Origin of the sequence: Legionella saoudiensis, from assembly GCF_001465875.1 — a bacterium.
Taxonomy (GTDB): Bacteria; Pseudomonadota; Gammaproteobacteria; order Legionellales; family Legionellaceae; genus Legionella; species Legionella saoudiensis.
In genome coordinates this window covers 242,315-258,649 of sequence record NZ_LN901321.1, presented here as the reverse complement: position 1 = coordinate 258,649, position 16,335 = coordinate 242,315, and the positions used below count along the sequence as shown (strand labels likewise).

The window sequence follows — 16,335 nt, the reverse complement described above, 5'->3', positions numbered from 1 at the left end:
GCCACATTCAGGGTGCCCCCTCAGGATAACGTCTTAGGGCTAAGCAAACTCGGATTTGCCTGCAAATTCGGCCTCATGATCACGATGCTTCGGATGAGACTTCACATGCCAGAGTGGCAGCATGAGCAATAAGGGAATTAAGCAGCAAATAAATAAGGTGAGGAAGAAATTATCCCAACCATAATTTTTGATAATTGCCCCTAATGGAGCACCAGCCAACACCGCCCCTACACAATAAGCAAAAAATCCGGCAAAACCTGTTGCAGTCGCCGCTGCTTTTTTATGAGAGAGCTCAGCACACGCCATACCAATCATCATTTGCGGTCCAAAAATAAAAAAACCAAAGAAGAAAAGGAATAACGAGTCGAGGAATGGTGTATATCCTTTAGTCAATGCAAACAACAATAAGGTGACAAATACACCTGCAGTAAAGAGTACATTGATGGGGTTACGTTTACCTTGGAATACTTTGTCTGAAAGCCAGCCGGCAGCCAGATTTCCAAAAAAACCACCTACTTCAAACCATATAATGCAACTGCCTGCGGTGATTAAAGAATAATCCTTCGCTTCAGTTAAGTAGAGCATGCTCCAATCATTAAGGGCAGTTCGCACAATATAAATAAACACATAAGAAATGGCCAGTATCCAAATATATTGGTTACTTAACACGTAAGTCCAAAGAATTTCTTTAACAGAAAGTTCGGTTTTTTCTTGGGGCTGATTTGATAAAGCAGGACCATCTTCTCTGTATTGCTCTATCGCCGGTAAACCAAGCGACTGCGGAGTATCTCTTAAACGATTGATTAAAAAGATACCTCCTAAAATGCAGATAACCCCAGGCACAAACATGCCAAAGCGCCAGCCATAATATTGCGCACATACAGCAACAATAAATGGAATTAATGCACCACCAACGTTATGTGACGTATTCCAAATGCTCCACCAACGACCACGTTCGGATTGAGAATACCAATGTGTTAATAATTTAGTGCAACCAGGCCATCCCCATCCTTGAAACCATCCATTTAATCCCCAAAAAATAGCGAATAACCACCAGGTGGAAGACAATCCAAATAAAATATTACAAACACCTGTCAAAATTAGCCCAATCGCCATTAAATAACGAGGATTTGACTTATCGCCAAGAATTCCACTCAAAAATTTGCTGATGCCATAACTTAAGCTCAAAATGCTTGCAATCATTCCCAGTTCAGTTTTGGACATCCCCAAGGTGCTTTGTAATGCCGGCATCGCGAAAGTAAAACTTTTTCGCGTAAAATAAAACAAAGCATAGCCTATATACATCGCATAAAAGGTACGAATACGCCAATAACGATATTGCTGTTTAACAGCGTCCTTATTTTGAATTTCATCAAGATAAGGCGCAGGTTTTAAAAATTTCAAAAATGACATGATTGTCCATATCATGATAAAAAATAAGATTAGAATGTAACTCGCAACTTATGTCAAATCTTTCTAATGAAAATAATTGCCGGATTATACCTAGTGGTAATTAATTAAAAATTTAAATGGAATTCTTGCCAAATTATAAATAAACTACGCGATTTGCATTAAAAAGGGATTTATAGGAATGAAAGAAATTATAAGTTTATTAGAACAAGAACAAATAGATGCTAAACGACCTGAAGTCATAATGGTATTACGAAGAAAATTTCGTACTCAAAAAGATTGGATTATTTCTTCTTTTAACCAATATCAATTTACTGAAGAGGAATCGCAAAAAGTGCAACAAGCCATTTTAAATGGCGATCTGCGCGTAACTGACCTTCTAATACGTCCATTTTCTCATCATTTTTGGAGTTTCCTTACCTTTAAGTGGGGAGAAATTCTTGCAGGTGGAAAAAGATTATCGAAACAAGAGGTCTTACAAGTTGCCGACTACTCCAGTAAAGGCCAAGAGTTTGCCCGAACTCCCTCTCAAAATAGAAATAGGCTGATAAAAGGAGTGCCTTTAGTTATTGGCAAAGTTGTTACGTCCATGGCGCTTTGTATGGTATTTTGTCTGGGATTGCTGAGTACTTTAGGGGCTCCTTTCGCCCTTAGCCTTGGCTTAGCGGTAGTGCTTTCCATATGTAACGGAACAGTTTGTTTATTGAGCCGTGGGCAAGCCATGCTTGATAGTGCGGGCTTTCACCCTAAAAAACAAAAAACCTTTACAACCCTTGACGAAAATATAAAAGAAAAAACGATATTCGATAAAGGTCAAAAATTATTTTTTGGTATTGTAACCTTGTTGGCTTGTATTTCCGCAGGTATTTCCGGATATGCAGGTCTGGTTGGTCTGCTCAATTTCTTGGGAGCAGGTGCACTCGCCTCAACCCCGCTGGTTATGGCCGCTACAGTGGGCTTATCTTTGGTTGCAGCAGTTTCTTTTTATTCATTTCAAGCGGTAGGTATCCGTGAAAATTATGCAAAGTTTAAAAATCTTTTTATTGAAGATTATAAAAAACCCTATGGTCTTTTGCGCTGTGTCTTATTAGGAGCCGTAAGTACAGTCTTTTTAGCCGTTTATGCAACATTAACCTGGTTTACTACCGTATCCGGGGTTAATCGGCTTTTCGATGCTTTAGGGGTGAATTCCAGTACCTTTTTAGCCCATGCGCTTGCTGCGATATGCACTTCAACGACTATGGTGGTTAATACTTTTTCCCAGGTATATAAAGTCTTTAACCCGAAAACTTATGTCGATCTGAGAGAAAAGTTTGCATCAATATATCAACCACTGGAAGAAAATCCCACAAAAGCGCAAAAAATAAAGCATGGAGCCATCAATATGCTCAAGCTATTTGCTTTGATAGGTGATTCTCTTGCTTATTCAGTTGCCGGGGGAATTCGAAGCGGAATTCACGTGGGTGAAACGCTGGGTGAGGCAATAGGAGAAAAATTTGCATTAACTGTTACTATGGCAATATTGTCTCCAATCGTTTTAGTATTCGTATCGGTTGCGTTTACTTGGCCAACCCTCTTCCAAAGTAAAAAATCAGCTCCCGACCCCTTACCCAAAGAGAAGCCCCTGATGGAAAGGTTGAGCCCAAGCTCTACTTCTGATGCACTTCCAAAAAATACGTTGCGAACATCTGAAGAACCTCCGAAGCAAAGTAGAGGAATGAAATTTTTTGGTTCGGGGTTAGATAAGCATGATGATTCTGATTATATCCCTTCATCAGTGTTGACCAACTCCCAATGATGATGATGTATTGGAGATAGGCGACGCATTGCTCTAGAAACCCAGTCATTAGAGCATAAAGCGTTGCTAGCTCAAAAACCATGTAACAGGATTTAGGCTTTGAGAGGCATCATCCCAAGCACCCAAGGGATGACAGGCCTCTTAAAAGTTTAAAAAACATCGTCCTGAGGGGGCTAGCAACTAAATTTGAAGGTAGCGTATAATTGCTCGCATAAATATGCCTTATATGCTGGGAGCAAAACCATTCATGCAAAGTGATATTGCTATTTCAATCGACTCGCTTCAAAAAATTTATGAAAATGGTTTTAAAGCATTAGATAATATCCACCTTAACATTCGCCAGGGGGAAATTTTTGCCTTGCTGGGGCCAAATGGCGCAGGAAAAACAACACTCATTAATGCAATTTGCGGTATTGTACAGCCCACGGGTGGTACCGTTGCTATATTGGGCTATAACAATATTCGCCAATACCGAGAGGCGCGAGGCGCGGTTGGCTTAGTCCCTCAAGAACTTACGACTGATGCCTTTGAAACAGTATGGGATACCGTTAGTTTCAGCAGAGGTTTATTCGGTAAGGCAAAAAATCCTTCTTATATTGAAGACTTATTAAAGCGCCTCTCTCTTTGGGATAAAAGAAACTCCCAAATTCAACATTTATCAGGTGGAATGAAACGTCGCGTCATGGTAGCTAAAGCATTATCTCATGAACCGCAAATTCTCTTTCTTGACGAACCTACGGCCGGTGTTGATGTGGAACTACGTAAATCCATGTGGGCACAAGTACGAACTTTACGCGAAACCGGGATTACGATTATTCTCACCACGCACTATATCGAAGAGGCGCAAGTAATGGCCGATCGCGTGGGAATTATTAATAAGGGTAATTTAATTCTTACCGAAGACAAAGACACCTTAATGCATAAAATGGGGAAGCGCCAGATGATCTTTGTCTTACGCGAGCCAATAGCAAGTATTCCATCAGACTTGAAAGATTATCCCCTAACGCTCAAGCAAGATGATAATGGGGGCAAATTGATTTTGACTTTCGATGCCGAGGCCGATAATGATATTTCCGAAATCTTGGATAATCTAAAAGCAAATGGCATTAGACCCAAAGACATTTATAGCCATCAAAGCAGCTTAGAAGAAATCTTCATTGAATTATTGGGGGACAAATGAATTTACGTGGTATTGGTGCAATTTATGCCTTTGAAATGGCGCGTATGTTCCGCACATTAGGGCAAAGTATTGCTTCTCCGGTGATCTCAACCGTTCTTTATTTTATTGTATTCGGGTCTGCAATTGGTTCCCACATGCAAGCGATTAATGACATACCCTATGGTGCTTTTATTGTTCCAGGCCTTATTATGCTAACCATTTTAGGGCAAAGTGTATCTAACGCATCTTTTGGTATTTATTTTCCCCGTTTTACTGGCACCATCTATGAAATTCTCTCCGCCCCCCTTTCCTTTATCGAGGTCATGTTAGGTTACGTTGGGGCTGCCGCAACAAAATCGGTAATCATTGGCGTGATTGTGCTTGCAACCGCCTGGTTTTTTGTACCACTACGCATTGCTCATCCGCTATGGATGACTTTCTTTTTAATTATGACCAGCGTGACCTTTAGCCTACTTGGCTTTATCATTGGCATATGGGCTGATGGCTTCGAGAAATTACAATTAATACCCCTGCTCATCATTACTCCTCTTACCTTTCTCGGCGGTAGTTTTTATTCCATCCATATGCTTCCTCCCTTCTGGTACCATATTTCTCTGGCTAACCCAGTCGTCTATTTGGTCAGCGGATTTCGCTGGAGCTTTTACGAGCACAGCGATGTGAGCATTACCATCAGCATCACCATGATTTTAACTTTTACCGTAATTTGTTTGGCGATTATTGGTTGGATTTTTAAAACTGGGTACGGGTTAAAAAAATAATATTCACAATCAAGTTACTTAAGTGATTGTTATACTATACTGAAAATGGTCAGGTCATACTAATAAACGCTCAACAATCAAGGATGATGTTTATGAGAAAGCCGGTTTCATCGCGAATTCATTACTTTATTTTATTCTTGATTGCCGCTTTTGGGATTTCCTGCAGTCAAAATGATAAGCGCCCTTCTGTCCAAATCAGACCCGTAAAAGCAATTCAAGTAGGTAATTCCAATGGATTTAATGGCCGCGCGTTTCCAGGACGAGCCCGGGCATTCCAACAAGTAAATTTGTCATTTAATGTGGATGGTTCTTTAATTGAGTTGCCTGTTAAAATCGGAGAGCAAATTAAAAAAGGGGCATTAATTGCGAAACTGGACCAACGTGAATTTGAGGCCAAAATACAATCCGCTCAAGCGGAGCTTATTCGCGATCAACAAAATTATTCACGAGCTAAAGCACTCGTTGGTAAAGGGCATATTTCCAAAGCAGATTATGATCTGCTCAAAGCAAAGCTTGCCGTATCACAAGCGAATAAAGACTTAGCAGAAAAGACATTAAAAGATAGCGTGCTACTAGCCCCATTCAATGGAAAAATTTCTAACTTGTATGTGGAAAATTTCCAGACCGTATCAAGTAAACAAAATATTGCTCGCTTATGATACTTCACAAATTGAAATGGTGATACAAGTTCCGGAGGGATTAATCAGTTACATTTCATTTGCAAAAAATATTATTGTGCATTTCGACCCATTTCCCAATCATTCGATTACTGCGCAAATAAAAGAAATAAGCAATGAAGCATCTCCCGAGACCCGAACCTATCCCGTAACTTTGATTATGCAGCAACCAACGGATGTTGAGATATTACCGGGAATGGCAGGTAAAGCTACTGGGCGGGTTGAACAGGCAAAGGTTCATAATAAATTAACGATTCCTGCTGCTGCAGTGCTAACAACCGATTCAGACAAAAAAACTTTTGTCTGGGTAATCGACCCAGAAACACAGCGGCTTCATCGGCGTGAGGTCGCTATTGGAGAGCTTACACCCACAGGTATCTCAGTCCTTGAAGGATTGCATGAAAAAGAATGGGTAGTAACAGCAGGTATTCATAGTCTAAAAGAAGGCGAGAAAGTCACCATTTTAAATGAGCAGGAACTTTAAAATGGCCTTAGCGAACCTGGCAATTAAAAATAGAACGGTAACCTCCTTTATTTTACTGTTACTAGTTATAGCCGGCTCCATTTGCTTCTTTAACCTTGGACGTTTAGAAGATCCTGAATTTACTGTTAAAACAGCAACAATTACTACTCATTATCCTGGCGCTAGCGCAGAACAAGTCGAATTAGAGGTCACTGATCGCATTGAGAAAAAGATCCAAGAAATGTCAGAGGTAAAAGATATTTCCTCCATTTCTAGACCTGGACTATCAATTATTAAAGTCAATATAAAAAACGAATATTGGTCTGATCGACTACCACAAGTATGGGATAACTTGCGCAAAAAAGTACAAGACATACAAAACAGCCTACCTCCAGGAACAGATATACCGATGGTAGGAGACGATTTTGGCTATGTATTTGGTTTTCTCTTGGCAGTAACCTCTGATGGGTTTAGTTATGCCGAGCTGGAAAACTACACTAAGGAAATTCAAAAAGAACTGAATATCATTCCTGGGGTTGCCCGAGTTGATTTATGGGGGGTGCAGCAAAAAAGAATTTATTTGGATGTTTCCAATACTCAGTTTTCCCAATTGGAAGTCACACTTGCAGATATAGAAAAAACGCTCAAATTACAAAACCAGGTGGTGAATGCAGGACACGTAAATTACCAGTTACAACGCATGAGAATTGCCCCAACAGGTGAGTTTAGTACGGCGGATGCTATTGGCGATTTAGCCATTAGCCCACAATTAAAAGTAAGTAAACCACAAAACAATGATGAAATTATCCGAATTCGTGATTTTGCTGAAGTTAAAGAAGGGTATATCGATCCGCCTGAACAATTAATGCGATATTCAGGCTTACCCGCAATTGGAATTGCCTTAGCCCCACTCGCAGGGGTTAATGCCGTCAAAGTAGGTCAAGATGTAGATAAGCGTATTGACCAGTTACAGGCAAAACTTCCACATGGAATTGAGATTCATAAAATTTCATGGCAATCAGATATTGTTGCTGAATCAATAGACGCATTCCTTATTAATTTGCTTGAAGCAGTAATCATCGTTTTGCTGGTATTGGCTTTTACCATGGGGGTAAGAGCTGGAATGATCATCGGAGTTTCTGGCTTAATATTAGCGATTTTAGGTACTTTTATTATCATGCAATTATTGCATATTGATTTACAACGGGTATCACTAGGAGCATTAATTATTGCCATGGGGATGATGGTAGACAATGCCATTGTCGTTGTAGATGGATTTATCAGCCGCTTACAACAAGGATTGACTCGGGAAGCTGCCGCAGAAGAAGCAGCACAAATTTCTGCGTGGCCATTATTAGGGGCAACAGTGGTTGCATCAATGGCTTTTTACCCCATTTTTGCATCTACTTATGATACCGGAGAGTATGCTGGAAGCTTATTCACTGTCATTGCCGTATCCCTTATTTTAAGCTGGGTTCTTTCTCAAACAGCCACACCTCTCTTATGTATTTTATTTATGCCTGATCCCAAAGAAAAAATAAGTAAATACGAGGCATATACCAGCAAGTTTTATACAGGATATAAGTTCATATTAGAAACTGTGATCCGTTATCGAATATTTTTCAGCCTGTGCATGTGCGGGCTTTTGGTATTATCCATTATTGGTTTTCGCTTTGTTCCTATTATGTATTTCCCTGATTCATCCCGGTTGCAAGTAATGATTGATTATTGGGCGCCCGAAGGAACTCGCATTCAAGTAGTGTCGAAGGATCTTGAACAATTAGAGAAAAAGCTTTTACGCGATCCCGGGGTTGCCAGTGTGAGCACCTTTATTGGTCAAGGGCCGCCTCGTTTTTATTTACCTGTAGAATCAGAATTTTCTTATTCTTCCTATGCTCAGCTAATTGTAAATATGAAAAGCTTAAAAGATGTTGATCGCATAGTAGTTACATTACCACAATGGAATAATAAAAATTACCCTCAATCCATGGTACGAGTACGAAAATATGCCGTGGGTGCATTTAATAACTGGAAAATCGCTGCTCGATTTAGTGGGCCCGCCAATGCTGATCCAAAAGTTTTGCGTCACCTTGCTGCTCAAGCAGTAGCGATTTTAAGAGCAAGCCCTCATGCGATTGATGTTCGCACCGATTGGCGTGAGCCTGTCTTACAAATTGTTCCCGAATATCAACAAGAGCGTGCACGCTGGGCAGGTGTTTCACGGCTGGATTTAGCGCAAACCTTAGAACGAGCAAGTGATGGCATCACTGTTGGCCTTTATCGCGAACAAGATAGTTTAATCCCTATTATCTTACGCCAACCATTAAATGAACGTGATACAGCCGCTGTTGATTTGCCTTTATTGCAAATCAATTCGCAATTAAGCACTAAAACAACCCCTGTTTCGCAAGTAGTCGATGGCATAAAACTTGTCTGGACCGATCCTATATTATGGCGATGGGATCGTAAACGAGCGATTACTGTCCAATGTACACCTTATGAAGTTACCGCAAATACGCTTCGTGAGAGTATCTTACCCCAATTTGAAAAAATTAAACTACCTCCTGGTTACACCTTGACATGGGATGGGGAATATAAAAGCAGTAAAGAATCTGCCGATGCCTTAAAACCAGGTCTTTTCCCTGCAATAGTCATTATGCTGCTAATTATCGTCATGTTATTTAATGCCTATCGCCCGCCGATTATTATTATTGCAGTTATTCCTTTCGCAATGATTGGGATCACCTTCGGCTTGCTTCTTACAGGGGTGCCTTTTGGTTTTATTGCCTTACTAGGGGCGATGAGTTTATCGGGAATGATGATAAAAAATTCCGTAGTGCTCTTGGATCAAGTGAATTTAAATCTCGCCAACGGCATAAGGCCTTACGATGCGGTAGTGTCAGCCGGATTAAGCCGTTTATCGCCCGTAGTTAATGCCGCAATAACGACTATCTTAGGCGTTATTCCTTTATTACAAGATGTTTTTTGGGTTTCTCTTGCGGTGACTATTATGTTTGGATTAACGGTTGGAACCATTCTTACTATGTTCTTAGTTCCAGCGTTTTATTGCATTTTATATCGGATTAATCCTAAAAAAGAACGACAAAAGGATTAACAATGGCTCTTATAAAAAAATGGCGTTTTCTTTTTTTATTTTTTGTTATTTTACTTTTTTGTTTGCTCAAAGCGATCGAAGCACAAACAGGCATACAAACAGTCGCTGATTTGTTTTTAATTTCTTTAATTAGTGCCAGCTTAATAGCAATTGCGGAACGGAAACAAAAGCTTATTTATGGCTTATTTATTTTAGGTATATTAGAAATAGGTCTGATTGCCGTGAACCTATGGCTAATTAATTTTCCCAATCATTTTTTAAAATTACTTTTCGGATTACTTTTTTTCCTATTAATGACGGTTACTTGTATTAAACTAACTTTACAAGATAAAACTATTAGTATTACTACCCTCTTTGGCTCCCTCTCAGCTTATCTGTTTATTGGATTAACTTTTGCCTATTTATACTTACTTATTTATCAAATATATCCTCAATCAATCTCTGGTTTAGAACCCTATGCGTACACTCGAGCCATTTATTACTCGTTCATTACTTTAACAACGGTGGGATTTGGCGATGTAGTGGCTACAGGCCCAATTATGCAGTGTTTGTCTTGGATGGAGGCTTTTTGTGGTCAAGCCTATTTAGCTATTTTTATCTCTCAACTAGTAGGAAGATATACGTCGAACTCTTGACATTTAGTTAACATAGCCTTGCTGCACTAAGCAAAATCAAGGCTATGTGTGTTGCTTAACTTTGCAAATTATCTTTTTCCTGTTCAAGCCAGGCTAAAAAAGCTTCGCGATCTGATTGTGACAAATTAAAAAATTTATTTTTAATTGTTTCAATGGGTTGCTGTTGCTTTCGAGGAGCTTTGACATACGCTTCGTTTATATTTATTTTTCCTTGCACCACATTTTCATAAGCGTCAGGATCTTTCCTCATTAATTTCAAAAGCTGTCCATCGGTCGATCGCGAATGAGAAGGTAAATATGTAATCGTATTTTCCTTCTCCAGATCCGGATTTGCGATATCTTGCTCTCTAAGATTACTATTCAAGTCTTTGATAGCAATTTTATTTTCCTTTGCGTAGGTTCTGACCGAGCTCTCTACCCTGCTCAAAACATCCCCCCAATGTGCTACATGTTGTTTATTTATATTCATGGTAGAGCGTAATAGCCATAACGTTTCATTATTAGTGATACCCAAACCGTCTGATGATTTATCAAGGGCGTAGTCGCCAAAATTCTCATAGGTCTTCGTTCTTTTTGTCCAAATTTCCCGTTCAATAATCTGGGCGATTATGGGAGGAAGACATTGAGAGATAAGTTGATTAAATTCACTTATATACTGATTCGCTTGAGTATGTAGTTCCTCATCAGAAAGCATGGGCTTTTCATTGGTTTTATTTGATATTTCATCTAATTGCATTTGTATATTCACTTCTTATCAATAATGGCGCGAAATTTTAAACTATTTGAATATTTTAAGCCGATAAGCTCATCACACTCAATACAAGGTAGCATTATGAGCGGTAGATTATTAAACACTTCATATAAAGTATTATATCTATGGGCTTAGCTAAATGCTCATTAAAGCCACTGGCGTTGGAGCGGATGCAGTCTTTCTCTTCATACCAACCCGTTAAAGCAATTAGCTTCATGGCATCATATTTTGAGTTTTGTTGAATTTTTGGGCAACCTCATAACCATCCCACAACCGCAGCAGACTCAAACCAATAATCAAAACATCTTTTCAATCATCAGTACCATGCGCAAATGGCATAACCATGGCATGACGGGTGGGATATTGATTCTGAATGATTTGTAGATGTGCTGGTAATTCATATACAAGCACTGAATCATTATTTTCTACTATCTTTTGGAATGGCCAAATCGAATCATCAAGAGCTTGGAGACAATTATAGGGTGATCCTAGCTAACTCAAATGCTCGCATTCGCTGTGCCATTTAATTGTTACCAGGGAAGATGCTTTTAAGGTTCTCTTCAAAATTCATACAACGTTCTCATACCAATTATAAAAAAATGCATACTAGCACTTTTAACTCAAGGTTAAAAATCTTCCTAAGTATATAAACCTACATTGCCCTGAAATGCTGTGACTCCTGATAATGTACATTAAGTGAACTGTTTGAAATTCCTTACTTGCTGGGCTTACAGCCCAGCCTACCTGTTAGCCTAGCATTATTGAGTGGTTCAAGCTGTTGCCAGATAATCCTTTCCATACTGCTCCAAATAATCATTATAATTACCAAGGAAGTCCTGCACGCCATATTGTTCTGTCAAGACAATAATACGTGTAGCAATATCATCAATAAAGTAACGATTATGGCTAACAAATAATACCGTTCCAGGAAAAAGTTGGATCGCTTCGATTAAGGCATCGATGGACTCGAGATCTAGATGGTTGGTGGGCTCATCAAAGATCAACGCGTTATGTTTTTCCAAAATTAATTTGGCCATAATTAAACGGGCGGATTCCCCTCCGCTTAGTACGCCAATCTTCTTATCAACATCCGCTCCACGAAATAATACCTGACCAAGTACCTTGCGGATTTCCTGGCTTGGTGCGGCAATGTTATCTTCCATCCATTGCAAAATAGTTTGTTCTGGATTCAATTGAGTTCGATAATCTTGAGCAAAATAACCAACCTTTACCGTGTCACTCCATTCAAAGCTACCCTGATCAGCATGTAACTCGTTCAATAAAATTTTTAGAAAAGTTGATTTACCAATACCATTTGGTCCGATGATGGCACATTTATCGCCTCGTTGAATACTAAGCGATACATTTTTTAATAATACGCGTTCATCAAATTTTTTATGTAACTGCTCAACTTTAACTACAACTTTACCGGAAGATTTCTTTTGCTGAAAATTAAAATAAGGTTTAAAAATATTAGATTCTTTAATTTCGACCAGCTCGATGCGATCAATCATTTTTTGTCGTGACGCCGCCTGGCTTGCTTTACTTGCTTTTGCACCAAAGCGGTCCACAAACCCTTGTAAGGCATCAATACGTTTTTCCTGGTTTTTCAACTCACTTTGTTTTAGTCGCAAACGCTCCTCTTTCGCAAAACAAAATTTATCATAATTTCCTGGATAATCCAGGATCGTATCATAGTCAATATCGAGGATATTGGTGGAGGTGTTGTTGAGGAAGCTTCGATCATGGGAGATGAAAATCAATAATCCTTTAAATGAAGTTTTTAGAAACTCTTCCAGCCAGGCAATCGATACAATATCCAAGTGGTTAGTTGGTTCATCGAGCAACATGATATCGGGTTGTTGATAAAGAACTTGTGCTAATAAAACACGTAACTTGTAACCACCTGACAATGCGCTTAATGGACCATAATGAAATTTTTCAGCAATTCCTAAGCCCAGCAATAAATTTTTTACAGTCGCCTCTGCTTCATAACCGCCTTGATTCATGACAATTTCTTCGAGTTCGCTCAGCCGATAACCATCTTCTTCGGTAAACTCTTCTTTAGAATACAAGCGCTCTTTTTCGGTCAGCGCATCCCACAAAACAGGATTTCCGCGAATTACTACATCAATAAGGCGATCTTGCTCGTAACGGAAGTGATCTTGCTTCAAAATGCCTATTTTATGAATTTTTGCTTTCTCAACAGTGCCCTGTGACGCTTGTTCTTCGCCTGCTAATATTTTTAAAAAAGTAGACTTTCCTGTGCCATTGGCACCAACCACCCCATAACGCTGTGTAGGCAATAAGGTCAAATCCACATTTTGAAATAAAGATTTTGGTCCAAACAGCATACTTAAACTTTTTACTTCTAACATTAACCCAACCTCACTTTGCCTATTTATTCAAAACACGATGCTCACAATTGAACCTATTTGTGCTTTTTGTGCAATTTTAACATTATTTGTGACAATTAGCATTCAACTTAACATGTTTGGCCTTTTCAGCTTGAGGATTGACTCGATAAATATTTCATATTCACAAAACTAATTGATTTAATATTGAACTAAAAAATGGTACTCTATGCACTTTTTTAAACATAAGTACTCATCAATGACCCGCACCGAAACCGCCAACCAACAGCTATCGTTCTCTCAGCTACCCTTGCGCGAAGAACTAATAAAAAGCCTTAATTCGTTAAATTATGAACACATGACCCCTATTCAGAGGCAAAGCTTGCCTATAATCCTGGATAATGAAGATCTTATTGCGCAAGCCAAAACAGGAAGTGGAAAAACGGCAACTTTTGGTTTGTCGTTATTAAATAATTTGAAAATTGCGTTTTTTGGCGCACAAGCTTTAGTTCTTTGCCCTACCCGTGAACTGGCGGAACAAGTCAGCCAGGCAATTCGTCGATTAGCCTGCTTAATGCCTAATGTTAAAATTATTAATTTGTCTGGCGGTACTCCAATGAAACCTCAGTTGGACTCACTAAGGCATGGAGCCCATATTATTGTAGGCACACCAGGTCGTATTCTTAAGCATTTAAAAGGTGGCTCCTTAGATTTAAGTCAAATAAAAACTTTAGTTTTGGACGAAGCGGATAGAATGCTTGATATGGGCTTTTTTGATGACATTACCAGCATTATTTCCGCTACCCCCAAAAAGCGCCAAACCCTCCTTTTTTCTGCCACCTATCCTGAAGAAATCAAACAATTGGCAAAGCAGTTTATGATTAATCCCAAAGAGGTCCATATTGAAACCTCTCATGAGGAAATTAATATTGAACAGCGTTTTTATGAGGTTTCTAAACAAGCTCAAAAGTTTGCGGTATTAAAATCATTACTGCTGCATTATCAACCTGCTTCAACACTGGTTTTCTGTAATACCAAACAACAAACAGCAGACGTAACAGATTACCTCATTCATGAAGGCTTTAGCGCCATTGCATTAAATGGTGATATGGAGCAAGTAGAACGGGATCTAGCGGTTTTGCGTTTTGCCAACCAAAGTTGTTCTATTCTGGTGGCAACTGATGTTGCCGCTCGTGGTCTTGATATTAAAGAGCTTCCTGCGGTTATTAATTTTGATCTTGCCTTTGAACATGATGTCCATATTCACCGTATTGGTCGAACCGGTCGAGCAGGTCATAAAGGGATTGCTTTAAGCATTACCACACCCACAGATGCACAACGGCTTTGTGCTATTGAAGATAATTTATCCAGCCCTATTGTCTGGGGGAACACGGAGGAATTTGAAAATAGTCATGCCACGCGATTAGTGCCAGAAATGATTACTCTATGCATTGCTGCTGGTAAAAAAGAAAAAATTCGCCCCGGAGATATCCTCGGTGCATTAACCAAAGATGCAGGATTAGCTGGAAATACTATTGGCAAAATTAACGTCACTGCCACCCATTCCTATGTTGCCATTCATCGTGAGCATGCGAATAAAGCCTATCAATATTTCCAAAATGGAAAATTAAAAGGGCGTAAAGTCTATGTTCGTAAAATTAGTTAATTAATCCTGTGGCCTTGATGTAACATCATCAGGCCTTAGGGATCTGGCATCTTTTTAGCGCTTCCGGGTAATTAAGAAAGCCTAATGTGGTGTCCCAATTTATTGATTGGCTCTACTAGTTAATTTTATTCATAAATAAGCTCGGCTAATTTTATTGCCCAGCTTGGATCACCATTATCCTCCATAAACCAGACAGCCATCAAAATTAAGCGTACAAATACCCAATCCTTAATTCGCTGTGCGTCAAGCCCTGATTTGAGTGCAAGCAGTTCAACCCGTTTCTCAAAAAGTTTTTTTACATCAGGGGCTGTAACAAGCTCATTAATGTACAGGAAATCAAAGGCAGCAAGTTCAAATTCCGTCTCGCCAACCACGCCCTTGGGATCAATAGCCAACCATTCGTTACCATGTTTTAAAATATTGTCATGATGCAAATCACCATGAAGGAGAATAAGTTGTTTAGGAGAGGCAAGAAGTCTATTTCTTAACGTAATTGCCTTATTTAATAGTGCTGGAGGGATTTGCAAACTCGGATTATCAAATGCATTTAGCCAATGCGCAACATGAGTAAAATTAGAGTGTACTGGCTGTTGGTGAAGGTGAAGTTTTTGCATTGTCTTAATATAACAATCCATCACATAATCCGGATCCTCTTTATATAAGGATTTTAGCGTTATACCTGGAACTGCTTGTTGTAATAATAAGGCATTATACTTGCTACTGTAATCAATCAATTGGATAGAACCCAGACCAAGGCTAGCTAAAGCTTGCTGTTCCATGAGAATACTTTGTTTATCATAACTGATTTTTAATACCACAGGGACATTAGTATGAAGCCTGGCTTTGGCAACATAATTAAAGGTCATATTAGAGACAGCGATCACTTCGCTTAAATCCCAATGATTTGTAAGTGTCGTGATAAGCTGCGGTAAATTAGCAATCCACTCAGCACCTTGAGAGCCATAAAGATTTGTTATGTTTTTCTGAAATATTTTCATACCATAAACTATAGTTAACCAAATTTATGAATCTCATATAAGTCTACTTCGTTCGTCCAATAGTGTGAACGTCCTACGTATTTCATTCCGGCTTTTTCCAAAACCCGTCGTGAACGCTCGTTATACGGATTAATAACACCAACCAGTTTTTCAACTACGAGCTGGGTAAAGCCCCAAGAAATAAGCGCCCGAGCCAGCTCCGTACCATAACCTTTATTCCAAAAATTTTTCATTAGAGCATAACCGACTTCAATGTCAGGCTGGTTATCATCATATGCCAAATAAATTAAACCCGCCCGCCCTACAAATACCTCACTTTCCTTTTCAAATACACAACCCAGGCTAAAATGATGTTTCTGATAATGTGAAATCGCTTTGTCTAAACCACTCAGCACTTCAGCTTCAGTACGCACCCCCTGCCCAATATACTGCATCACGTCAGCATCAGATTGTAAGGTGTATAAGTTATTAAAATCGTTTAATTCTGGCGTGGTAATAATTAAGTTTTTAGTTTCTAAAAAAAGACTCAT

13 protein-coding genes are annotated in these 16,335 nt (G+C 39.2%); 8 read left to right on the top strand and 5 right to left on the bottom strand.

Going from position 1 to position 16,335, the window contains the following annotated elements; genetic code table 11:
• Positions 1 to 39: 39 nt before the first annotated feature.
• A complete protein-coding gene (gene uhpC / locus BN3124_RS03535) occupies positions 40 to 1,413 on the bottom strand; it encodes an MFS transporter family glucose-6-phosphate receptor UhpC (protein WP_058533487.1) in 1,374 nt (457 codons plus the stop codon).
• 178 nt (positions 1,414 to 1,591) lie between these two features.
• Here uhpC and BN3124_RS03530 point away from each other — a divergent pair, with 178 nt between their 5' ends.
• The 7 genes from BN3124_RS03530 to BN3124_RS03500 all read left to right on the top strand — a co-directional run bounded on the left by BN3124_RS03530 (position 1,592) and on the right by BN3124_RS03500 (position 10,036).
• Positions 1,592 to 3,208, top strand: a complete 1,617-nt coding sequence (locus tag BN3124_RS03530; RefSeq protein ID WP_058533486.1) for a hypothetical protein — start codon at positions 1,592 to 1,594, stop codon at positions 3,206 to 3,208.
• Positions 3,209 to 3,455: 247 nt separating this feature from the next.
• On the top strand, positions 3,456 to 4,388 hold the full coding sequence (locus BN3124_RS03525; RefSeq protein WP_058533659.1) for an ABC transporter ATP-binding protein: 933 nt from the start codon (positions 3,456 to 3,458) through the stop codon (positions 4,386 to 4,388).
• Positions 4,385 to 5,146, top strand: coding sequence for an ABC transporter permease (locus BN3124_RS03520; RefSeq protein ID WP_058533485.1), 762 nt, complete (start codon positions 4,385 to 4,387; stop codon positions 5,144 to 5,146). The genes BN3124_RS03525 and BN3124_RS03520 overlap by 4 nt, the downstream gene beginning before the upstream one ends.
• A 92-nt stretch (positions 5,147 to 5,238) precedes the next feature.
• Positions 5,239 to 5,805: an efflux RND transporter periplasmic adaptor subunit gene (locus BN3124_RS17440; protein WP_058533484.1), complete on the top strand. Its 567-nt coding sequence runs from the start codon at positions 5,239 to 5,241 to the stop codon at positions 5,803 to 5,805.
• The gene (locus BN3124_RS17435) at positions 5,792 to 6,307 is read left to right on the top strand and encodes an efflux RND transporter periplasmic adaptor subunit (RefSeq protein ID WP_058533483.1); all 516 of its coding nucleotides are present in this window, start codon (positions 5,792 to 5,794) and stop codon (positions 6,305 to 6,307) included. Before BN3124_RS17440 ends, BN3124_RS17435 begins: the two co-directional genes overlap by 14 nt.
• Before the next feature lies 1 nt (position 6,308).
• Positions 6,309 to 9,401, top strand: coding sequence for an efflux RND transporter permease subunit (locus tag BN3124_RS03505; protein ID WP_058533482.1), 3,093 nt, complete (start codon positions 6,309 to 6,311; stop codon positions 9,399 to 9,401).
• A 2-nt stretch (positions 9,402 to 9,403) separates the two neighbouring features.
• A complete protein-coding gene (locus BN3124_RS03500; protein ID WP_058533481.1) occupies positions 9,404 to 10,036 on the top strand; it encodes a potassium channel family protein in 633 nt (210 codons plus the stop codon).
• 55 nt (positions 10,037 to 10,091) lie between these two features.
• Here BN3124_RS03500 and BN3124_RS03495 read toward each other — a convergent pair whose 3' ends face one another.
• Together BN3124_RS03495 and BN3124_RS03490 are read right to left on the bottom strand one after the other, a co-directional pair.
• Entirely contained in the window at positions 10,092 to 10,772 is a 681-nt protein-coding gene (locus tag BN3124_RS03495) for a hypothetical protein (RefSeq protein ID WP_058533480.1), read from the bottom strand.
• Between the two features lie 785 nt (positions 10,773 to 11,557).
• Positions 11,558 to 13,165 carry an ABC-F family ATP-binding cassette domain-containing protein gene (locus BN3124_RS03490; protein WP_058533479.1) on the bottom strand — a complete coding sequence of 536 codons (1,608 nt, stop codon included), beginning with the start codon at positions 13,163 to 13,165 and terminating at the stop codon, positions 11,558 to 11,560.
• Positions 13,166 to 13,400: 235 nt separating this feature from the next.
• On the opposite strand from BN3124_RS03490, the gene dbpA reads away from it, so the two are divergent.
• The gene (gene dbpA, locus BN3124_RS03485; RefSeq protein ID WP_058533478.1) at positions 13,401 to 14,807 is read left to right on the top strand and encodes an ATP-dependent RNA helicase DbpA; all 1,407 of its coding nucleotides are present in this window, start codon (positions 13,401 to 13,403) and stop codon (positions 14,805 to 14,807) included.
• A 125-nt stretch (positions 14,808 to 14,932) separates the two neighbouring features.
• On the opposite strand, the gene BN3124_RS03480 is transcribed toward dbpA, so the two are convergent.
• Together BN3124_RS03480 and BN3124_RS03475 are read right to left on the bottom strand one after the other, a co-directional pair.
• The gene (locus BN3124_RS03480; protein WP_078061466.1) at positions 14,933 to 15,805 is read right to left on the bottom strand and encodes an aminoglycoside phosphotransferase family protein; all 873 of its coding nucleotides are present in this window, start codon (positions 15,803 to 15,805) and stop codon (positions 14,933 to 14,935) included.
• 14 nt (positions 15,806 to 15,819) lie between these two features.
• Positions 15,820 to 16,335, bottom strand: coding sequence for a GNAT family N-acetyltransferase (locus tag BN3124_RS03475; RefSeq protein ID WP_058533477.1), 516 nt, complete (start codon positions 16,333 to 16,335; stop codon positions 15,820 to 15,822).